Origin of the sequence: Microterricola gilva, from assembly GCF_004217495.1 — a bacterium.
Classification (GTDB): domain Bacteria; phylum Actinomycetota; class Actinomycetes; order Actinomycetales; family Microbacteriaceae; genus Microterricola; species Microterricola gilva.
The window spans coordinates 2,801,318-2,822,957 of the sequence record NZ_SHLC01000001.1 but is presented as its reverse complement, the minus strand read 5'-3'; the positions used below and the strand labels follow the sequence as shown (position 1 = coordinate 2,822,957).

The 21,640-nt window shown below is 66.6% G+C and carries 17 protein-coding genes and 1 tRNA gene; 12 read left to right on the top strand and 6 right to left on the bottom strand.

The window, feature by feature from the left end:
• Window positions 1–48: 48 nt before the first annotated feature.
• Complete coding sequence (locus tag EV379_RS17520) at window positions 49–1,611, bottom strand: chitinase (RefSeq protein WP_165397365.1); 1,563 nt, start codon at window positions 1,609–1,611, stop codon at window positions 49–51.
• Window positions 1,612–1,857: 246 nt separating this feature from the next.
• Between EV379_RS17520 and EV379_RS13120 the strand changes: the two genes are divergently transcribed.
• Window positions 1,858–4,065, top strand: coding sequence for a glycosyltransferase family 2 protein (locus tag EV379_RS13120; RefSeq protein ID WP_242616374.1), 2,208 nt, complete (start codon window positions 1,858–1,860; stop codon window positions 4,063–4,065).
• Between the two features lie 153 nt (window positions 4,066–4,218).
• Complete coding sequence (locus EV379_RS13115) at window positions 4,219–4,977, top strand: helix-turn-helix domain-containing protein (RefSeq protein ID WP_130506526.1); 759 nt, start codon at window positions 4,219–4,221, stop codon at window positions 4,975–4,977.
• Between the two features lie 264 nt (window positions 4,978–5,241).
• On the opposite strand, the gene EV379_RS13110 is transcribed toward EV379_RS13115, so the two are convergent.
• A complete protein-coding gene (locus EV379_RS13110; protein WP_130506525.1) occupies window positions 5,242–6,072 on the bottom strand; it encodes a response regulator transcription factor in 831 nt (276 codons plus the stop codon).
• A gap of 303 nt (window positions 6,073–6,375) precedes the next feature.
• Between EV379_RS13110 and EV379_RS13105 the strand changes: the two genes are divergently transcribed.
• The 10 genes from EV379_RS13105 (at window position 6,376) to EV379_RS13060 (ending at window position 17,230) form a co-directional block, all read left to right on the top strand.
• The gene (locus tag EV379_RS13105; protein ID WP_278044037.1) at window positions 6,376–7,854 is read left to right on the top strand and encodes a malate:quinone oxidoreductase; all 1,479 of its coding nucleotides are present in this window, start codon (window positions 6,376–6,378) and stop codon (window positions 7,852–7,854) included.
• A 58-nt stretch (window positions 7,855–7,912) separates the two neighbouring features.
• Window positions 7,913–8,962 carry an Rv2578c family radical SAM protein gene (locus EV379_RS13100; protein WP_130506523.1) on the top strand — a complete coding sequence of 350 codons (1,050 nt, stop codon included), beginning with the start codon at window positions 7,913–7,915 and terminating at the stop codon, window positions 8,960–8,962.
• 397 nt (window positions 8,963–9,359) lie between these two features.
• Window positions 9,360–10,616, top strand: a complete 1,257-nt coding sequence (locus EV379_RS13095; protein WP_130506522.1) for a sensor histidine kinase — start codon at window positions 9,360–9,362, stop codon at window positions 10,614–10,616.
• Complete coding sequence (locus EV379_RS13090; protein ID WP_130506521.1) at window positions 10,613–11,929, top strand: hypothetical protein; 1,317 nt, start codon at window positions 10,613–10,615, stop codon at window positions 11,927–11,929. The genes EV379_RS13095 and EV379_RS13090 overlap by 4 nt, the downstream gene beginning before the upstream one ends.
• Window positions 11,844–12,542, top strand: coding sequence for a DNA-binding response regulator (locus tag EV379_RS13085; protein WP_242616373.1), 699 nt, complete (start codon window positions 11,844–11,846; stop codon window positions 12,540–12,542). Before EV379_RS13090 ends, EV379_RS13085 begins: the two co-directional genes overlap by 86 nt.
• The gene (locus EV379_RS13080) at window positions 12,542–13,177 is read left to right on the top strand and encodes a thymidine kinase (RefSeq protein WP_130506520.1); all 636 of its coding nucleotides are present in this window, start codon (window positions 12,542–12,544) and stop codon (window positions 13,175–13,177) included. The genes EV379_RS13085 and EV379_RS13080 overlap by 1 nt, the downstream gene beginning before the upstream one ends.
• A gap of 232 nt (window positions 13,178–13,409) precedes the next feature.
• The gene (locus tag EV379_RS13075) at window positions 13,410–14,120 is read left to right on the top strand and encodes a response regulator transcription factor (protein WP_130506519.1); all 711 of its coding nucleotides are present in this window, start codon (window positions 13,410–13,412) and stop codon (window positions 14,118–14,120) included.
• Entirely contained in the window at window positions 14,113–15,369 is a 1,257-nt protein-coding gene (locus tag EV379_RS13070) for a sensor histidine kinase (protein ID WP_130506518.1), read from the top strand. The genes EV379_RS13075 and EV379_RS13070 overlap by 8 nt, the downstream gene beginning before the upstream one ends.
• Window positions 15,370–15,380: 11 nt before the next feature.
• On the top strand, window positions 15,381–16,421 hold the full coding sequence (locus EV379_RS13065; RefSeq protein ID WP_130506517.1) for a hypothetical protein: 1,041 nt from the start codon (window positions 15,381–15,383) through the stop codon (window positions 16,419–16,421).
• Between the two features lie 44 nt (window positions 16,422–16,465).
• Entirely contained in the window at window positions 16,466–17,230 is a 765-nt protein-coding gene (locus tag EV379_RS13060) for an HAD-IIB family hydrolase (RefSeq protein ID WP_130506516.1), read from the top strand.
• 4 nt (window positions 17,231–17,234) lie between these two features.
• Here the strand turns inward: EV379_RS13060 and EV379_RS13055 are convergent, their stop codons facing one another.
• The 4 genes from EV379_RS13055 to EV379_RS13040 all read right to left on the bottom strand — a co-directional run bounded on the left by EV379_RS13055 (window position 17,235) and on the right by EV379_RS13040 (window position 21,567).
• Window positions 17,235–17,735, bottom strand: coding sequence for a VanZ family protein (locus EV379_RS13055; RefSeq protein ID WP_165397364.1), 501 nt, complete (start codon window positions 17,733–17,735; stop codon window positions 17,235–17,237).
• Between the two features lie 97 nt (window positions 17,736–17,832).
• Window positions 17,833–17,906, bottom strand: a tRNA-Pro gene (locus EV379_RS13050).
• Window positions 17,907–18,004: 98 nt separating this feature from the next.
• Window positions 18,005–18,979 carry a metallophosphoesterase gene (locus EV379_RS13045; RefSeq protein WP_130506514.1) on the bottom strand — a complete coding sequence of 325 codons (975 nt, stop codon included), beginning with the start codon at window positions 18,977–18,979 and terminating at the stop codon, window positions 18,005–18,007.
• Complete coding sequence (locus EV379_RS13040; RefSeq protein ID WP_130506513.1) at window positions 18,979–21,567, bottom strand: transglycosylase domain-containing protein; 2,589 nt, start codon at window positions 21,565–21,567, stop codon at window positions 18,979–18,981. Before EV379_RS13040 ends, EV379_RS13045 begins: the two co-directional genes overlap by 1 nt.
• Window positions 21,568–21,640 lie beyond the last annotated feature (73 nt).

Genomic DNA, 21,640 nt, shown 5'->3' with positions numbered 1-21,640 from the left:
TCCGAGGTCCGCGCAGCTGCGTGCGGTCACGGGGTGGCCGGTGCCTGCTCAGTGACCAGCGCCCGTCGTGCTCTCTGCGATCACGTCCTCGGCGTTGAGCGCCATCCAGGGAGAGCTGTCCGGCTCGGTCTCCGCGGCTTGCGGGCTGTCTCCCTGCGTCCACCACTTCGCTTCATACGGCAGGCCGTCGAAGAGCACACGATCACCCTTCTCATACGTTGTGCTCCCTGACCAGTCTGGAAAGGTTCCCGCTTCCAGCGTCGGGATCGGAATCGGGGTCTCGCCGGGGAGCACCGGGCCGATCAACGTCCACGGCGTCTCGAACGACTGCAGCACGGGGTTGTCTGGCACGTCGCCCTTCGTCCACCACTTCGCCTGATACACGTTGTGGTGCCACACGACCTTCGTGCCCTCGCGGTACGAGGCATCGGGCGACCAGATCGGGTATGGACTCGTCGCGGGGTCGTCGCTCAGATCCTTCTCGGGAATCGGCTCGATCGTCGTCGTGATCCCCGCTCCCGAGTTCGGTGTTCCGGTGAAATCGGCACCGAGGATGGCGGAGAAGCTCGACTCACCCTGGGCGATGCCGCTGCACGCGTCCGAGACGCGCGAGAGGTCGTCGTAGTTCGGCCCGCACGTCGCGTCGCGGTTCGACGACCACATCGACACCCTGCCGAGGTGAGAGTCGTGCGCGAAGGTGTTGAGCTGCTCCGCGTCGTCGAAGGTGAAGATCTCGTCGCGCACGTCGTTCTGGCCGATCATCGGCGTCGCGCCGATCTTCGCCCACAGTGTGGCATCCGTCAGCTCGATGCCGGTGCGGTCGTAGAGGATGCGGAGCTGTCTGTGGCTCGCCGTCAGCGCGGACACCGCGGCATCGCCCATCGTCTGATCCTCGGCCTTGCTCTGCCCGTAGTCCATGGTCATCACATTGATGCCGGTCAGCTCCAGGCCGGCGTCCAGCGTCTCCGCGATGGCATCGGTGCCGGCAACGGAGAGGCCGTCCGGTGTGACGGGGAGCGTGAGCCAGACGGCCAGCGGCGAACCGGACTCGGCTCTCTCGGACTGCAGTTCGGCGATCACGCTCGCCCGACGAGTGTTGGCCGCCGAGTTCGCCAGCGCGTCTCCCTCGATGTCGAGGTCGATCGCCTGAACGCCGTAGCGGTCGATGACGGCGGCATAGGCCTTCTTCAGCTCGGATTCACTTGTGCATGCGACGGCGAGCTCGTCGTTGAGGAGGCCGCCGAACGAGACCATTGCTTCGCCGCCGCGCTGTTCGAGTCGCGCGAGGCGCCGATCGAGGTCCAGCTCGGTTCCGGCCGCATCGAGTGTGTACGCACCACCCCAAGTCGGGGTGCACGGATCCTCCGGCGACGCGACGATGAACGAGAGAACCACGTTCTTGTCCGAGTCGGCCCGCGGGCTTTCGAAGGCGAATTGCGGCGTCGCTGTAACGTCGACGTAGCCGGCGAACCAGGCCTCGCGAGTCTGTGATGTCTCGTTCTCGAACCACTTCCAGCCCTGAAATCCAGCCATTACAAGGCCGACGACGATCGCGATGAGCACCGTCAGGCGCACAGGGGAGAGTCGCCGGTTGGGGAAACGCCTAGACACAAAACCTCGCAAGTAGGGTGGCGGGGGTGGGGGCTGCACAGTGCACGCGCACGCTGAAACCGGTGTGAGTTGTGCCCATGCTCGCACACTGTCGACGTTGGGCATGCCGGCCGTTGCCTTATCCTACAAAAGTTGGTGGCGTCATAAACGGCGGGAATGACCGGGGTAATGGCAATTCAAGAGGAACAGACACGCACGCGGAAAAGACAGTGGGGATCTGAGCGACGCTCCGAACCGCTGTCGATCATGCACCCCAGCCCCAGTGTGCGAAAAATCACCTGGGGCCGCATTGCGATCGTCGCGACGATTGTCTTCTGGCTGGTCTACGTCGTCACGACGATCTTCCGGCAGTTCATCGAGAGCAGCGGTGGATTCCGCTTCACGATGGAAGCGATCGGGTATCTCATCGTCGTTTCGTTCCTGACGTTCTCCGCTCTGATGTATCTGCTCGCCAGGCAGGGGGCGCTGTATCGCTTCCGCGACCACGTCCGTGTGCCGAGAGCCGAACTCGACAGGCACTTCCGCGACTACGACAGCGCGGTGACCGTTCTCGTGCCGTCATACGCTGAGGAGCCCGCCGTCGTGCGTGGAACGCTCTGGTCGGCTGCGTTGCAGGAGTTCCCGAACGTCCGCGTCGTGCTGCTGGTTGACGACGCACCCGTGCAGAGCGATCCGGCAGCACGGGCGAGGCTCGAAGCGACATTGATGCTCCCCGGTGAGATCGAGGAGGCGTTGGAGGGGCCGCGTTCGCGCTTCGCCGGAGCCAGGGCGGAGTTCGCCGCCGAACGGGCGGACGGGACCACGATCGAACGCCGCCACGTGGAGGAACTCGCCGCCGACTACGAGGCCGCCGCGATCTGGCTCGAGGACATGGCCGAGAACGAGCCGATGGAAGACCACGTCGATGAGTTCTTCATCGACCAGGTGCTGATGGGGCTGGCGTCGGAGCTCCGACTGAATCTGCTCGCACTGCGCGCGTCGCTCGATCAGTACTCCTACCCGGACGTCGACCGGGTGCTCGAGCTGCGCATCCGCCTCGAGCGCACGTTCACCGCCTCGCTCTCGAGCTTCCAACGCAAGAGCTACGCGTCTCTGTCTCACGAGGCGAACAAGGCGATGAACCTCAACTCCTACATCTCGCTCATGGGGCGCGACTGGCGTGAGGAACAGACCGCAGGCGGCGTCATTTTGCGTCCGGTGGATGACCCGGCCGACGCCGACCTCGTCGTGCCGGACAGCCCATACCTGCTCACGCTGGACGCGGACTCGCTGCTGCTGCGCGACTACTGCCTGCGGCTCGTCTATTTCCTCGAGGAACCGGGCAATGAGCGCATCGCGGTGACGCAGACGCCGTACTCGTCGTTCCGCGGTGCGCCGACGCGCATCGAGCGCATCGCCGGTGCCACGACCGACCTCCAGCACATCCTTCACCAGGGCATGAGTTACTACGGTGCGACCTTTTGGGTCGGGGCGAACGCCGTCATCCGTAAGAAGGCCGTCGAAGACATCGTCGAGATTGAAAGCGTCGGCGGATTCGAGATCGCGACGTACATCCAGGATCGAACGGTCATCGAAGACACGGAGTCCAGCATCGACCTGGGCACGCACGGCTGGACCCTGATGAACTACCCGGAACGCCTGAGCTACTCGGCGACCCCGCCCGACTTCGGGTCGCTCGTCGTGCAGCGCCGCCGGTGGGCGAACGGCGGTCTGTTGATCCTGCCGAAGCTGTGGGACCAGGTTCGCGAGCGCCGTTTCCGGCGTGAACGCATCCTCGTGCGTGAGATGTGGCTGCGCGTGAACTACATGGCGTCGATCGCATGGGCGAGTTTCGGTCTGCTCTTCCTGCTGGCGTACCCCTATGACAGCCGCCTGCTCTCACCCGTGGTCTTCCTGGCCGCCCTGCCGTACTTCCTCGCAATGGGCAGCGACCTCCGGGATTGTGGGCACCGCTTCAGCGACATCTTCCGCATCTACGGCTTCAATCTGATCCTGCTGCCGGTGAACCTCGCCGGGGTGCTGAAGTCGATGCAGCAGGCGATCACGGGCGAGAAGATCCCGTTCGTCCGGACGCCGAAGGTGAAGGACCGCACGGCGGTCCCCGTTCTGTACATCGTCGTGCCGTATCTGATCATCGCGTTCTCGGTGCTCACCTTTGCCCGGGACTTCTATGCCCAGAACTGGGGGAACGCCGTTTTTGCGGCATTCAACGCCATACTCGCGGCCTACGCGACGTGGATGTACATCGGTGTGCGCAACTCCATCGTCGATGTCTGGCTCGGCATCCTCAACTGGTTGTACGTCGACAAGAAGAAGGCTCCGGCCGGGGCTTCCGTTGTGGTCGACCCGAACAAACCGGTCGACTGGTCGTCGATTCTCTATCACGGTGACCGCAGGCTCAACCGCGATCTGCGGAGCAAGGGGGACCGGCGCCGGAGAGTTGGGCCACGATAGTTCGCCACTGGCCCGCGTCGTGCGGGCACGCGGCCCCACGAGGTCAGCTTCGCGGAATAGACTGCCCGTCACGCGGTTTCCCCGTCTGCTCCCCGTCGTACGACAGAGGGAACAGAATCTCGGGCGACGGTGACTGTTCAGAGAGGAGGCGCGATGCCAGGCACGCAGTCTGCTGCCGTCTCGACGCCGGTCACAGTGATTCGTCTGGCGCTCGTGCATGGCTACGTCGCCGCCCTCGAAGGACTCAGCGGTTGGCTCGACGCCAACGCCCCCGAAATTGAGGTTGTCGCGCGGGCCCGATCGTGGGAGGAAGCACGTGCGCAGCGCGGGGCCAAGCCGCAGGTGTACCTTCTCGACCTGCAGAGTCTGCCGACCTCGTCGTTGGTCGAGGTGATCGCGGAGGCACGCTCAGACGGTGCGGCGGTCGTGGCGTGGGGCGACTTCGATGACGAGATGACGCTCGCCAGGCTCCGTGGAACGGGGGCGGCGAGCGTGCTCGGCAGGAGTAACTCGATCGAGGACGCCAGGGCCGCCGTGGTCGACGCTGTCGTGCTCGGCCGCGAGTCGTGGACCGGTGAGCTGGTCCCGGTCGGTCATGGCCGCGCATCGCTGGCTGCGCGCGGGCTCGTCCACGACGATGATTCCGGTGAGGTGGTCAGGGAGTCGGCTCGTTCCGCCGGGGCGCAGGCGGCCTCGCCAATCGGGCTGAGCGAGGACGACATCGAAGTCGTGCGGCTCTACGCGGTCGGCAACAGCCCGATCGACATCGCCCTCAGGATGAACGTGCGCTTCGACCGAGTACGCGACCACCTCGCGAGAGTTCGGGACTATTACGAGGCGCAGGGCCGCCGTGCCTCGAATCGGCTCGACCTGGTGCAGCGTGCGAGTGAGGACGGGCTGCTCGAGGCCTGAGTGCCCCATTCGGGGTGGCGGCGCCAGAGTTCAGCCGAAAAATTGCGCAAATCTTGAGCTTCGTGGGCGCATTCCCAAGGAGATCTCGCGGTTGGCTGGGCATGATCGTTGATGTAGCACAAGACGCCACATCCGCTGGCTCCCAGCAGCCGCTTCCTGATCCCGAACCTGAAGCGTTTGCCGTTCCCGGGGAGCCGCGGGTGGGCATCAGCTCTTCCCAGGCACCTCGCGGCAGCGATCGCGGCGCCCGGCGCGATCTGAAGCCTAGACCTTGTCGTCCGCGGTGAGTCGGTATCCGACGCCGCGCACCGTCTCGATCCAGCGCGGGCTCGTCGGGTGGTCGCCCAGCTTGCGCCGCAGATTCGCGAGATGCACCTCGATCGCCCGCTTGTCGGCATCGCTGACATAGAACGCGGCATCCTCATCCCGCAGCAGCTCCGCGAGTTCCGTCTTGCTCCGCACCCGACGCCCGGAGAGCAGGAGCACCTCGAGAAGGTTGAACTCCGTGCGGGTCAACTCCAGGTCGTCATCGTTGAGTCGAACGCGACGCTCAGCCGAGTTGAGGCGAAGGCCGCGGTGCTCGTGCCAGTCACCGCCGACGCCGGAGTCCTGGTGTGCTGGAAGCGTGTTCGCGTCGAGCGCCGTGGCGTCGGCGGGGTCGGCGGCGGCGGCGGCAGCCGACGGCGTTGGCTCAGCGCTCACCGGCGCCGTGCCGCCAGAGCGCGGCCGTCGCAGCATGGCCTCGATGCGTGCGCGCAGTTCACGGGGTCGGAACGGCTTGGTGACATAGTCGTCGGCGCCGGCCTCGAGCCCCTGCAGGGTGTCGATCTCCTCTGCGCGGGCCGTGAGCATGATCAGATATGTGGAGCTGAACGCTCTGATGCGTTTCGCAGTCTCGAAGCCATCGATGCCTGGCATGCTCACGTCCAGCGTCGTGATGACGGGATCATGCTCACGCACGGCGTTCACGCCGTCGACACCGTTCCCGGTGAGAATCGTGTCGAAGCCGGCTTGCTCCAGAACTGTCGCAAGAAGTTGACGAATGTCCGCGTCGTCTTCGATCACGACGGCGATGCGGCTCTCTGTCGTACTCAACTGGCCTCCCCGCCCGCTCAGCAACACCGCTCGCGCGGCTCACTAATGCATCGTAGCGGAGGGGCGCGCAGATGCGCCCGCACGAGCCATCGTGGCGGGCGGCGTCGAGTCGCGGCACCCTGTTGCGTGGGGGAAGTGCTGCGACCCGAGTGCCGGAGTATCGGCGGGGGGACCATCGTCTGGCACCCGGGTCGTGCACATAACGCTACGTCCCCGGCCTCAGCGGCACCCAAAGGTCACCTCAAGAGAGGCCCAGATGCCACACGGTCAGAGCGACTCATTTGCCCCGGTAGACTGGCATTCGTGAATTCTGAGACACCTGTCGACGTCGTTCTCATCGGTGGCGGCATTATGAGCGCCACCCTCGGCGCCTTGATCAAGCAGCTGCAACCCGACTGGACGATTCGTGCATACGAACGTCTCGGAGAGGTCGCTCAAGAGAGCTCGAACCCGTGGAACAACGCCGGGACGGGGCACGCTGCGCTCTGTGAGTTGAACTACATGCCTGCCGCGGCGGATGGCAGCGTCGATGCCAGCAAGGCCGTGCAGATCAACGAGCAGTTCCAGATCAGCCGGCAGCTGTGGGCCCACCTCGTGCAGGAGGGCGCACTGCCAGAGCCCCAGAACTTCATCAACGTCGCCCCGCACATGACCTTCGTGCGCGGTGCCGCCAACATCGACTACCTGCAGAAGCGCTTCGACGCGCTCAAGGATGAGCCGCTGTTCCAGGGCATGGAGTTCTCCACCGATGCGGAGAAGATCGGCGAGTGGACCCCGCTCCTCACCAAGAAGCGCAACCCGAAGCAGAAGATCGCCGCAACGCGCATCGAGGCTGGGACCGACGTCGACTTCGGCGCGCTCACCCGCTTCCTCTTCGACGACCTCGTCAAGCGCGGCGGCGAGGTGCACCTGAACCACCAGGTCACCGGCCTGAAGCGCCAGAAGGACGGCCTCTGGCGGATCAAGCTCAACCACCTGGTCGGGCACACCCCGTCCGTCGTCAAGGCTCGCTTCGTCTTCGTCGGCGCGGGCGGTGGGGCGCTCGCCCTGCTGCAGCAGAGCGGCATCCCCGAGATCCGCGGCTTCGGCGGCTTCCCGATCTCCGGCCAGTTCCTGCGCACCACCAACCCCAAGGTCGTCGCCCAGCACCAGGCCAAGGTCTACGGCAAGGCCGCCGTCGGCGCCCCGCCCATGTCGGTTCCCCACCTCGACACCCGCGTCGTCAACGGTGAGACCTCCCTGCTTTTCGGTCCATACGCAGGCTTCACGCCCAAGTTCCTGAAGACGAGCACGTGGCTTGACCTGCCCTTCTCGATCCGCTGGCACAACATCGGCCCGATGATCGCCGTCGGGTGGCAGAACTTCGACCTGGTCAAGTACCTCGTCGGTGAGCTCATGGCCGGCCGCACGAAGAAGCTGAAGGCTCTGCAGGAGTTCATGCCGACGGCCAAGATGGAGGACTGGGAACTCATCACGGCCGGCCAGCGTGTTCAGGTCATGAAGAAGGACGCCAAGAGGGGCGGCGTGCTGCAGTTCGGCACCGAGGTCATCACGGGCGCCGACGGCACCATCGCCGGCTTGCTCGGCGCATCGCCGGGAGCCTCGACCGCGGCACCGATCATGCTCGATGTGCTTGCCCGCTGCTTCCCCGCGCAGATGAAGGGCTGGGAGCCCAAGATCCGCGAGATGATCCCGAGCTACGGCACAAAGCTCTCCGAGGATCCAGCCGCTGCCGCCGCCTCGCTCGCGGCGACCGCGCGCGTCCTGAACATCCCCGCCTAGACACGGCGAATTCGAACACATATTCGCAAATCATGCGAATATGTGTTCGAATGGGGGCATGAGGTGGAGCGGACAAGAACTGGGCGTCGACCAACCGTCGACCCTGCCCGGGCTTGCGAGGCTCAATAACCTCGTACGCACGGTGCGCACGCCTGAGTTCGCCGACATGACCTTCCACGAGGTGCTGGCGAAATCGGCGCTGAACAAGGTGCCGAGCCAGAGCGCGATGCCGTTCGAGTGGACCATCAACCCGTACCGGGGATGCTCCCATGCCTGCGTCTACTGCTTCGCGCGACCGACCCACAGCTACCTCGACCTCAACACCGGCGAGGACTTCGACCGCCAGCTCGTCGTCAAGATCAACGTCGCCGACGTGCTGCGCTCCGAGCTGCGCAAGGCGAGTTGGCAGCGGCATCCCGTGGCACTCGGCACCAACACCGATCCGTATCAGCGGGCGGAAGGGCGCTACGCCCTGATGCCTGGCATCATTGACGCGCTGACCGAGAGTCGGACGCCGTTCAGCATTCTCACGAAGGGAACGCTGCTCCGCCGCGATCTGGGTCGCATCGCGGATGCGGCGAAGTCGGTGCCCGTGAGCCTCGCGATGTCGATCGCCATCTACGACGACGAGCTGCAGCAGTCGATCGAACCGGGAACGCCGACGACGGCCGCGCGGCTCGCAACGGTGACGGCGGTGCGCGAGGCAGGCCTGGACTGCTCGGTCTTCCTCATGCCGATCCTGCCGTTCCTCACCGACACACAGGCGCACCTCGACGAGGCGATGCGGCGGGCGAAGGCGGCGGGAGCGACATCCGTCGTCTACACGGCGTTGTACCTGCGACCCGGGGTGCGGGAGTGGTTCATGCAGTGGTTGGGCGGTGCCCACCCGGAACTCGTGCCGCGCTATCGGCAGCTCTACGCGCGGGGTGCATACGCGCCGAAGGAGTACCGCGCGTGGCTCGCCGATCGCATTGAGCCCCTGATTCGGGCGCACGGACTGCAGCGAGGCTCCACCTCTTCTGCGACGGGCGGCGTTGCACCGCCGCGCGCTCCGCGGGCCCCTGCCTTCGCGCCTGCGCCGGCGGAGCCGGAGCCGACGCTGTTCTGAGCTCGAGGCCCCGCCCCGCTGGTCGACCAGGCCGCCCGCGGGATCAGGTGTCGGGGCCCGCATTCTCGTCGCGGGCCCGGCGAATACACCTGGCCCGCGCGGGTTTTGCGGGCCGCGAGCGAAGGTGCGCGACACGCTCCGCCCCTCCGCTGGTTGAGTAGGGCCGCCCGTGGCCGTGTCCAAACCAGGGCATGTGCGAAAACTGCCCCAGCAGCGGTGGCGGATCCTGAGATCGCCTGAACATGGGCTGCCGCCTCCCGCGACGCTGCGCGTCGCGCAACTCCAATCCGGGGGACAAAGTGGCGCAGTCGGGGCACAAAACGGGCCCGCGCTGGCATAATCCGAGCGGGGGTGCATTGTGTCGCTAGGACTGCCGAGTCACTTGGCCGAGGCCACGATGAGCCGTGCTCTCTCCCACGCCGCGAACTGGTTCGGCATGGTCTGCATCGCCGGTGCCATCACCACGATGCTCGCGCTCTCCGTCCACCTTCCGGAGCCGCGCTTCCTGATCGCGGCAGCGACGATGCTGCCGATGGGCGCGCTCCTGGTCGCGCTGAGCGTGCGCCACACCGTGACGTTGTCGCTGTGTTACCTGCTCGTCGGCGGCTTCTGCACATTCGTCTACATCTTCACCTTGTTGAGCAGCCCCGCCAGCTTTCCGTCATCGAACCTCTTCATCGTCGCGCTGCCCAAGATGGCGCTCATCATGGTGGGAGGCGCCGGATCCGGGGCCCTGCTCGGCGTTCTGTGGACCACCGCAGGCTTCCTGATCGCCGAGCTCGCGACCGTTGCCGCTGTCGTGCTCGCCGACTCCCATCTGCGCGCGGATGTCACAACGCTCGTCACCTATGTACTGCTCGTGGCCGTGCTGCTCTTCGACGGATTGACGCGCCGCACTGCCCGCCTTGCTCAACCGGTCATGCATTTGGCCGCGCGGGAAGACCGAACCCTTGAGCTGCGCCGCGAGCTCGAGCTACGCGCTGCAGCTCAGCTGCACGACACCGCGCTGAGCGAGTTGATCCTGATCGCGGACAGCAGGCCCGGCCCGCTCGACAAGCGCCTGATCGCGCAGATCGGACGTGAGATCACCGCGCTGAATGACCGGGATTGGCTCGTGGAGGAGCGGCAGAGTGAGCAGGATTCGCCCCTCGCGGCGACCACGCACTCCTCCGCCTGGCATTCCAGCGCGATGGCCACGGCCGTTGACGATGCACGGGCACGCGGGCTGACCGTCCGTGTCTCGGGGGACCCGGCTGCCGTGCGCGACCTGGACCCGGGTGTCGACCGGGCCATCGGCCAGGCGCTGGGCCAGTGCTTCATCAACGTGTTGCGGCACGCCGGGGTCGACGAGGCCGATGTGAGCATCGTCGTCGCGCCGGAGGACCTGACCGTGATCGTGGTCGACGACGGCATCGGGTTCGACGTGAGCACCCTCTACCCTGACGAGCCCGAGACTGAGCACTCCTCGTCCGGAGAGGGCGCCACGGCCGCCCAGTCACAGGGCATCGGGCTGCGGCACTCGGTGCGAGGACGCATCGAAGCGCACGGTGGCACGGTTGAGATCTGGAGCCGACCCGGCGTCGGCACGTCGGTGATGATGAGCGTTCCGTGGGCACGGAGCGCCGACATCGTCAGGGCGGAGAACGGCCGATGAGCCGCGCGCCCCGCCACACCGGCATCCGTCTGCCAGAGAGCATGCGCATCTCGCAGCAGAGCGTCGACCCGCTCGGGGCGCTCGCGGCCTGGCCGCTTGCCCCGATCGCGGCGGTCGCGCTCACCGCCTTCGCCGTCCTCACGACGGTGCTGCACGGCGAGCAGGTGACGAGTCCGGCGGCGGCGATCGTCGCGATCGTGTTGTGCGCGGCATCCGGTGTCGTGCACGTCGTCAACGCCAGGCCGGACCACGGCCGTTACGGGTCAGGGGCGTTCCTCCTCGTGATCGGCCTGATGGCCGCCGCGATGATCGCCCAGGTCGCCGGCACATGGGGCGCCAACCAGATGCTGCAAGACGATTTCGGGCACATCGCAGTCGGGATCATGCTGGCTGCGGCCGCACCGTACCGCCCTGCCGTGCAGATCGTCGCCGTCACCGCGTGCGCTGCGCTCATCGCGGGGCTGCTGGCGGCGGTGCAGGACCCATACTTCGCCGTCACCAACGTTCCGCTGATCGAGCGTGCCGTCGTCGGTGTCGTGCCCGTGCTCGGCCTGGGGCTCGCCAGTGCCGGATACGCCAATCAGCTGGTCAGCTCCGTGATGGCATGGCAGCGTGGGGTGGCCAGTTCGGATGCGGCGCTGGAAGGCGGGGTCTATGACGGCCTCGCCCGCACGATTCAGCAGGAACAGCTCGCGGCTCTGAGCGAGGAGGTGCTGCCCTTCCTCGCCGGGGTTGCCGCGGCCGGCACCGTGAGCGCAGATGACATCGAGCGTTCCCGACGGCTGGCGCGGGCCGTGCGGGGGAGCCTCGTGGCCGAGCTGAACCACAGTTGGCTGGAGCAGTTGCGCTCCCATGCGCCGGAATCCGCTGAGCATGCGCCGGCGTCGACGAACACCTCGGCGCAGCATTTCTCCCCGCCGACGTTGACCGTCCACGACGGGCGGCGCCGCGCCTTCCGGATGACGGGAGAACAGCGCACCGCACTGGCTGCACTGCTCAGCGAGCTGAGCACGAACGCCCGCATCGGGGCATCCGAGGTGACGATCTGGCTCGACGCGGATGCGGCCCTCCCCACGACGCGCACGAACGCCAGCATCGACATCCAGATCAGCGGGGCAGAGTCACGGGCGCGAACGATGCTGCGGCCGTATCTGAACGTGTTACGGCTCGCCTTCGAGATTGTCACGTACCGAATGGGCACGGGCGTTCTGCGCGTAAAATTCAGCTATGACCATGAACCGAGCGGAGAACGGCCCGGCGCACACGCCTGGCCTCAACCTGCCGATTCGGGTGGGGATCCTCGACGACCATGAGTTGCTGCTCGACAGCATGATCAGCTGGATCGCCGAGAACGCCCCGGAGTTCGAGGTCGTCGTTCGGGCGGAACGCTGGGTCGACCTCGTGCGCAGCGAGAACTTTCCCACCGCACTCGTTCTGATGGACTTCCAACTGGTCGAGCCGGTCTCGGTCGAAGCGCGCATTCGCACCTGTCGCGCGGCCGGGGCAGCGGTCATCGTGATGAGCGCGCTCGACCCGGCTGAGGCGAGAATCCGTGCGCTCGATGCCGGTGCGGCGGCATTCATCTCCAAGACGGAATCGATGCACGTGTTCCGCTCGATCGCCCGCGAGGTGATGGGACTCGGCCGCGTCCCGAGCGCCACGGCCATCGCGGGGGAGACGGCAGGGAGCGAGGAGCAGGCGGCGGAGTTCCTCAGGCCCAAACTCAGCAGGGGTGAGCTCGAGGCGTTGCAGCTCTACGTCGCAGGCAACACGACCGCTGCCGTTGCGCGGCTCATGAATGTGAAATACGAGACGGCCAAGACATACTTAAGGCGCGTGCGCGAGAAGTACGCCAGGGCGAATCGGCCAGCGAGCCGCCGAGCCGATCTGATTTTGCGAGCCGCTGAGGACGGGTATCTGCAGTAATGGCCAAACTCTACTTTCGCTACGGCGCCATGAACTCCGGCAAGAGCACCGCGCTCCTGCAGGCCGCGTATAACTACGAGGAACGAGGGCACGCGGTCCTGTTGGCCAAGCCGGCGGTCGACACCAAGGGCGACCTCGGCATCCTCTCGCGTCTAGGCTTCACGCGCGTGGTCGACTTCGTGCTGCCCCCGGATGCCGACGCGTACACGATCTTCCAGGAGCACCGCCGCGCGGTGCTCGCAGCGACCAATCGTGACGTGAGCTGCCTGCTCATCGACGAGGCCCAGTTTCTGAGCGAGGAGCAGGTCGATGATCTGCTCCGGATCGCGATCCTCGAGGGCATTCCCGTTCTGGCATACGGCATCCGCACCGACTTCCAGACCGTCGCATTCCCGGGCAGCCGCCGCCTGCTCGAAGTCGCGCACAGCCTCGAGGAGCTCAAGACGATCTGCCGCTGCGGCCGCAAGGCCGTGTTCAACGGGCGCAAGATCGGCGACCGCTACGTCTTCGATGGTGCACAGGTCGCCATCGACGCGACGGATGCCGTCAGCTACGAGTCGCTCTGCGGTGCGTGCTACCTGCAGGAATCGCACGGGATGCTGAACGGTCGCGCCCACGTCCCGGCGGCCGTCTGATCACGCCTGATGGAATGAGAAAGGCCGCACGGTTCTCCGTGCGGCCTTCCTCATTCACTCAGTGCGGCCCGATTTCGGGTCTCGCGCCGCCAACTTCGTGAGGATGTTCCCCCTCGCCTTCTATGGTGCCCCGATCGGTGATTCTGCGGTAGCCCATAGAATTGGGGGCAGATTCTGCGAAAACGAGGGGGAGGCAATCCTCCACTCGTGGGGTAGCTTGGCTGTGAGGATCATGAACACTTACCGCGTTGCACTCGTAGACGACCACGACATCGTGGCCAGGGGCTTTGCCGATCTCTTCGCCAGCATCCCAGGCATCACCGTCGTCGCCCTCGCCGGCACGGTAGACGAGCTCCTCGAACAGCTCTCGCGTGCGGACGAGCCTGCTCTCGACCTCGTGATCCTCGATCTGCGACTTGCCGACGGTTCGACGCCTGCCCTCAACGTGCGGCTGTTGCGCGAGGCAGGCTCGGCCGTCCTCGCGTTCACCGGCGGCGACGATGCGGCGCTGGTCCGCTCCGCCGCGCACAGCGGGGTGCTCGGAGTCGTGCGCAAGTCTGAGCCGGCGACGGTGTTGCTCGATGCTGTGCGCCAGGCCGCGTCCGGCGAACCCGTCGCCTCGACCGAGTGGGCGGCAGCGTTGGACGGCGACCCCGATCTGGCCGATGCCGGCCTGAGCGCGCGTGAACGCCAGGTGCTCTCCCTCTACGCCGCAGGGGCGAAGGCCCCGCTCGTCGCGACGACGGCCGGTGTCACCGAATCGACGGTGATCGACTACATCCGCCGCATCCGCTCCAAGTACGAGCGCGTCGGCCGACCGGCGAGCACCAAGATCGATCTCTACAAACGAGCACTCGAGGACGGCATCCTGCCGGTTCCCGGGGGCCGGAGTGCCGGGCCGCGCACGCCTCCGCGTCGATCAGCGGCGCCGGACGGTGACTGAGCTCGCCCCGCGGGTTCCCTTTCGCGAGAACTATCTGCGTCTGAAACCCGGCCCCACGCAACTCCGTCTGATGCGGATGACGGCGGGCGCGGTCGGTCTCGGGGCGCTCGTCTTCGGGGCGCTCGCGATCGGGCCGTTCTCCGAGCAACACCCAGGAGGTCCGGGGCCGGCCGCGATCCTGAGCTTCGTCGTGCTGCTCGGCCTCCCGATCGTGATCGGAGCGGTCGGCAGTTGGGCGCCGTTGCCGGTGCTGCCTGTTCTCGCGGCCTGCGAGGCCGCCGCACTGTTGGCCGTGCTCGTGCTCTGGCCGATCGTGCACGGCGGGCCGCACCACGACGGCATGCCGTGGCCGCTCGGAATCTCGGCCATGCCGATCGTCTGCATGGCCCTTGTGATGCGCGGCCTCTTCGTGTGGTGCTATCTCGGCGTCGTCGGCGTGCTCACCGTCCTCGTCACCTTCGCCGGCTCCCCTGGGCAGGAGCCGCTGCTGATCGCCGTCCAGACCGGTGTGTACGCGAGCTCATTCGCTGCGATCTTCGTCGGACTGGTGCTCGTCGGGCTGGAGAGCGCCGAGCACCTCGACCGCCTGCAGGAGGCGGAGCGCCTGAACACGGCGCGCAGTGCGGCACGTCAGGCGCGCGAGAGCGAGCGAGCGCGCTTCGACGGTCTGATCCACGACGGCGTGATCTCGACCCTGCTCATGGCCGGCCGATCGGAACGGCTGAGCGCGGATCAGGTGCGGCAGGCCGAGGACACCCTCGCACAGCTCGAGCGTATCGGCGCAGAGCCGCACCTGACCGATCTGGTGACGCCGGAGCTGCTGCTCGGCCGGCTCCGTCGGCTCGCCGCGCTGTACCGGATCCCGATTGATGTCACGCTCGTGTCTGACCGACTCACCGTACCGGCGCCGGCCGCCGAGGCGTTGCTCGCCGCGTGCGGCGAAGCTGTCCGCAACTCGATCGAGCATGCTGCGGGGGAGCCCGCGGAGCCCGTCGGCACCGCGGTGCCTGGCGACGCCGGCGCGCGTCATATTGAGCGCCGCATCGAGGTCAGGGCCAGCGACGACGCCGTCACCATCGGCGTGCGCGACGACGGGATCGGATTCGAGCCGTCGCAGGTGCGGCCGGAACGGCTGGGTGTGTCCCGCAGCATCCGCGGCCGGATGAACGAATTGCCAGGCGGCTACGCCGTCATCGATTCGCGGCCGGGCAGCGGCACCGTCGTCATGTTGGGGTGGGTGCGTCGATGACGGGCCGGGCGATGACGGATCGTTCGATGGACGGCGCTGGCCGCGCCGTGCCTGGCGCGGTCGACGTCTCCAGCCTGCTCAAGCTGCACGGGCCGCACGCCGCGATCATCCTCGCGCTGTTCCTGCTCGCGCAGGCACTGCTCGCCTTCCCCGGAGGCGGAGAGCTCAACCACACCGACGTCGCGGTCCTGGCCTTCGTGCCGTTCGGCATCGCCGCGATCTGGGTGGTGCAGCCGGCACCGGACCCACTACCGGGCCTCTGGTGCGTCGGCATCCTCGGGCTCTGCACCTTGACGGTGACCGTACTGAGCGCGCAGCCGGCGATCGCGGGCTCGCCGTTGTACCTGACGTGGCACCTCGGTGCGGTGACGACTGTGCTGTTCATGCTGATCCTCCGCGGCAGGGTGCTCTACGGGTGGCTCGGCTACGTGGGCATGGCGGCGGCGACACTGCTCTGGGCGGTGACAGGGGGCCTCGGCGCGATGGCCGGCGTTGAGCTGCTCGTTCGCCATGCAGCGACCCTTGTCGTCGGCACGGCGATCTACTTCGGTCTGCTGCGGACGGCGAAGCGGATCAGCGCGATCAACAGTCGCGCGCTGGCTGAGGCGGCCGCGGATGCCACGGCGCTCGCTGCCGAGGAGGAGCGTGTCGCGCAGCTCGCCAGACTCGACGAGATGGCCAGGCCGATGATGGAGCTCGTCGCCAGAGGGCAGCAGCTGAGCGCAGCCGAGCGCCGCGACTGCCTCATGATCGAAGCGTCGCTCCGGGACATCGTCCGAGGTCGGGCGCTGGCCGTGCCGCACGTCCTCGCCGCGGCGCGAGCGGCCAGAGAGCGCGGAGTCGAGGTGACCCTGCTCGACGACTCCGCGGCGGCGGGAACCGCGGGCGCCGTCGCCGAGCTGCTGGCCAGAGAGCTGCGCACGCTTGACTCTGGAACCCTCACCGCTCGCCTGCAGCCGGCCGGGCGCACAGAGCTGGCGACGATCGTGATCAGCCCACTCGCCGGCGATGCGCGCATGCTCATCGTCGACCGCGACGGTCGCGTGCGGTAGGTGCTGGCCGGTGCTCCTTCGGTCCCGGCTAAACTTGAGGCACCATGACCACCAGACTTGTAGCCTTCGACCTCGACGACACCTTGGCGGCCTCGAAGTCGCCCCTCGACCCCGAGATGGCGGCCGTGCTGTTGCGACTGCTCGACGTGGTCGAGGTGTGCATCATCTCCGGAGGCAACTACACCCAGTTCCAGAACCAGGTACTCGCGGTGCTCAACATCGACGATGAGCGTCGCCTGTCACGCCTGCACCTGATGCCGACCTGTGGCACCCAGTACCTGCAGTTCGCTGACGGCGAGTGGGTGCAGCGTTACGCGGAGGTGCTGAGCGACGATGAGAAGTCGCGCGCCCTGGAATCCGTTGAGCGCAACGCGCGAGCGCTCGGCTTCTGGGAGGAGCAGACTTGGGGGCCGATTCTTGAGGATCGCGGCTCGCAGATCACCTTCTCTGCGCTTGGCCAGCAGGCTCCGGTCGACGCGAAGGCGGCGTGGGACGCGGACGGCTCCAAGAAGCGCGCGCTGCGTGACGACGTCGCGGCGGAGCTCACCGATCTCGAGGTGCGCTCCGGCGGCTCCACGTCCATCGACATCACGAAGCGCGGAGTGGACAAGGCGTACGGCATGCGCAAGCTCGTCGACGCTTCGGGCATTTCGCTCGACGAGATGATCTTCGTCGGCGACCGGCTCGACGAGGGCGGCAACGACTACCCGGTGAAGGCCATGGGCGTCAGCTGCATCGCCGTGCACGGCTGGCGTGACACGGTCGGCGTGGTCGAGGGGCTGCTCGAACGCGAGCTCGCGGTCGTCTAGGAGCTCAGCCTGAGTGGCGGGCGCGTGAGCGTAGCCGCATGAACACCGCGAGCAGCGCGACGCCGAGCGCCGTGCCGAGCGTGTTGGCGAGCAGATCGGATGCCGTCGGGAAACGCGACGGGAGCGCCGTCTGAGTGAACTCGATGAGGCAGCTGACGGCGAGGCCAGATGCGATCACGAGCCACGGATGCCAGAGCGGCGCGATGAGCGGCACAAGCAGTCCGAATGGCACGAACAGCGCGATGTTCGCTGTGAACTCGAGCACGGGGTAGGCGATCTCGAACGGGATGCCCCACGCCTCTGCTGCACGCGCGATGACGGCCACGATGCCGGTGAACCGCTCGGCGTCTGGCTGCGGCGCGAACACGATCACGCACACCGCCAGGAGGTAGAGGGCGAACACGATCCGTAGGGCGCTCTGGTGGCCGTGAGCGCGCACGCGCGCCGCTGGGCGCCCTGCCGCCGTCGGAGCCGCCGTTGCCGCGTGCGTCGCTGCTGTGTGCATCGTCCCAGCGTAGAGGGCACGGTGCATCCGCGGGCTGGTACGAAGAAAGCCCCTCCCGAAGGAGGGGCTTTCTCTGCTCGATGTTCTCACATCACTGTCGGGGTAACAGGATTTGAACCTGCGACCTCGTCGTCCCGAACGACGCGCGCTACCAAGCTGCGCCATACCCCGATGACCCGAGAGCCATAGTCCGTTAGGACCTCAATAAGAATAGCGGATATTCCAGCCGCCGATTGCCACTTGGGCGTTCCTGGCCGGGAAATTTCGGCTTACGGTGCGGCGACGAGCGTCAGCAGCGTTGCCTCGGGTGGGCAGGCGAAGCGAACGGGTGCGTAGATCGACGTTCCGAGGCCCGCGGAGACGTTCAGGAACGCCGAGCGCAGCCCGTGCAGCCAGAGGCTCAGCCCCTTCGCCTTGTCGCGGGGGATGTCGCAGTTGGTCACGAGCGCACCGATCCCTGGAATGCACACCTGGCCACCGTGCGTGTGCCCGGCGAGGATCAGCTGGGCGCCGTGGTTGACGAAGGAGTTGAGCACGCGCTGGTACGGGGCGTGGACGACGCCGATCGTGGCAGTCGGGCGAGGCGCCGCGGTATCCGGGCCGTCCGGCCACTGCTCGTCGAGCAGCGGGTCCTCAGCGCGCAGTTCGTCGATGGCGCCGGTGATCAGCTCCAGTCGATCGAAATCGCGGTGCGGGTCGTCGACGCCGAAGAACTCGAGGTGTGTTCCACGGATGTCGATGGCCGCGGCCTTGTTGTTCAGATCGGTCCAGCCGAGATCGTCGAAGACCCGGTGCAGCGCGTCGATGTCGAGCGTTGCGACCGTGCGCGGTGTGCCGGACGGGCCGCTGAAGTACAGGAACGGGTTCTTGGGGGAGGGCCCGAAGTAGTCGTTGGAACCGTTGACGAAGACGCCGGGGATGCCGCGGAAGCGCTCGAGGGCGTACGCGACTCCTGGGATGCCGTCGACATGGCCGAGGTTGTCGCCGGTGTCGACGACCAGATCGGGTTCGAGCTCGGCGAGGGAGCGCACCCACTCCTGCTTGTCGCGCTGCCACGGCGCCATGTGCAGATCGGAGAGGTGCAGCACCCGCAGCGGTGCCGAGCCGGCCGGCAGCACCGGAACGGTCACCTCGCGCAGGGTGTAGCGCTTCCGCTCGACCAGGGTTCCCCAGGCGAGCGCTGCAAGACCGGCGGCCGCGACCACCGAGGTGATCGCGGCCGCCGCGCGTGAGCCTGAAGCCACTATCCGTTGCCCTTGCCGTCGTTGCCCTTGTCGTCGAACTTGCCGACGGTCAGAGTCACCGAGGCGCCGGACTTCACCGGGGTGCCGCCTGCAGGATCGCTGGCGATGACCTTGCCGTCCTGCTTCTTGTCGGTCACGGCCTGCTCAGCCTTGTTCACGGAGAATCCGCCGAGCGCACCCTTGGCGTCATCGAAGCTCTTTCCGATGACGTCGGGGAGGAGCACCATCTGGCCGTTGCTCGTGTTGACCGTGACTACCGATCCCCGAGGCGCCTCGCCGGCAGGGGTCGTTCCGGAGACCTGACCGGCCGGAAGCTCGGAGTCGGCCGGGCCGCCGTCCGCGAAGCCGAACCCGGCACCCTCGAGGATGCTCTGCGCCTCTTCCAGGCTCTTGCCGCGCACGTCGGGGACGGGAACGTAGACGGTCTTCAGCGCCCCGGCCTCGGGCTCAGCAAAGGCGTCGCCGCCGAACTTGGCATTGGCGACGGACATGATCTGCGGCCAGATGTAGTGGCGGAGTGTTGCCGCCTGTGTGTCGTTGAAGTAGGTCTTGCGCAGGTCGACGTGGCCGGAGACGTTGAACACGCCGACGACGGTTGCCGCCTTGGTGGTCGCGCCGCTCATCCAGGTGGCCTCGTTGTCGTCGGAGGTTCCCGTCTTGCCGATCATCGGGACCCAGGTGTCAACGCGGCCGCTGGAGGTTTGTCCGGTACCGCCCGACATCACCTTCTGCATGGCATACGCCATGCCGGATGCGACGGCCGGTTCGACCTTCTGCGAGCAGTTTCCGTTCGGCAGCTGCAATTCGCTGCCGTCGGCGAGCATCACCGGGCTGCCGTCGGCGTGAGTGATGCTCGCGATGGCGGTCGGCTCGCACACCATTCCGTTGGCCGCGACACCGGCGAAGGCGTTGGCCATCGTCAGCGGGGCGATCTCCTCGGTGCCGAGCACGGCGCTCGCGCCCCAGGCCAGCGGGTTTCCGTCTGCACGGTGCACGCCATAGGACTCTGCCATGTTCTTGATTCCGCAGAGGTCGAGCTGCTTGGCCATGGCGATGAAGCCGGTGTTGACGGACTTCTGCGTCGCACTCAGTGCGGTGTATGTGCCGCCGTTGCCGCCCTCGTCGTTGTTCACCGAGAAGCCGGGGAAGGAGATCGTTCCACCGTTGCAGCTGTCGCGGAAGGTTCCCCAGTCGCTACGCTTGCGGCCGTCGATACTCTCGTTGAGGGAGTGTCCCTCCTTCAGCCATTCGCCGACGGTGAAGACCTTGTAGGTTGATCCCGGCTGGAAGCCGCTTGATCCACCGTACTCAAAGTCGGTGTTGTAGTTGACGGCCGAGTACTGGGGACCCTGAGCGAGAACCTCGGTGTCCTGGCTGTAACTCTTGTTCTGCGCCATCGCGAGGATCTTGCCGGTTCCCGGCTGCACCGTTACGGCGACCGCGCCGACGTCGATGCCGTCGGCCGCCTGCGGGACGTAGGCGGCGATCGAGTTCTCGGCGGTCACCTGCAGGTCTAGGTCGAGCGTGGTGTAGATTTCGAGGCCGCCGCGCTGCAGCAGCGCCATGCGCTCGTCTTCGGTGGAGCCGAATGCCGGATTGTTTTGGATGACCTTGGTGACGTAGTCACAGAAGTAGGCCGCGCCGCCCGCCGACTGGCATCCGATCTTCGGCTCGTTGATGGTCGGAGTGATCTGCGTGGCATAGGCCACGTCGAACTGTTCCTGAGTGATCTTGTTGTGCTCGAGCATCTCGCGGATGATGTAGTCGCGCCGGAGCTTTGTTGCCGCGTAGCCGTTGGCCGCGCCGTTGTCGACGTCATCCGGTCGGTCGAGGCGGTACTCGTCAGGGCTGTTCACGATGGCGATCAGGGCCGCAGACTGCTCGATGTTCAGATCGGCTGCGTTGACGCCGAAGTAGTACTGCGCTGCCGCCTGGATGCCGTAGACGCGCCCACCGAAGTTGGCGATGTTGAGGTAGCCGAGCAGGATCTCATCCTTGGAGTAGGTCTTCTCCAGTGTGATCGCGTAGCGCATCTCCTGCAGCTTGCGCTCGGTGGAGAAGCCGGCAGCTTCCTCCCACGCCGCGTCGACTTCTTCCTGCGTCGTCGCCTTGGCCACGAGCTGTTCGAGGAGAACGTTCTTCACGTACTGCTGGGTGATCGAGGATCCACCGGACGTCGACATGCCGGGAATGACCTGGCTGGCGGCAGCGCGAAGCGTTCCCTTGAGGTCGACGCCTCCGTGATCGTAGAAGCGGGGGTCCTCGCCGGCGATAGCGGCGTCCTTGGTGATCTGGGAGACCTGATCCCAGCTCACGGACTCGCGGTTCTGGTCGTAGAAGGTCGCCAGGTGCACCGGCGTTCCTTCGTTGTTGACAGCGTAGATGTTCGAACTTTGTGCCAGCTCGCCGATCGCCAGGTAGCCGGGCAGATTCTCGAACATGTTGATCGAGCTGTTGGCTGCGACGCCGGAAACGGCGATGGCGGGGGTCACTGCTGCGGCAACGAGTACGCCTGCTACGGCACTCATTCCGACGAAGCCGAGGAAGCCCCCGAGGGCGCCACCGACCGTACGTTTTTGCTCAGACATATAGTGGAGCCTAAGGCGAAAAGCTGAAAAACCACCGTGGTCGGCCCGCGTGTGCCATGCGCGAGCCCTCCCG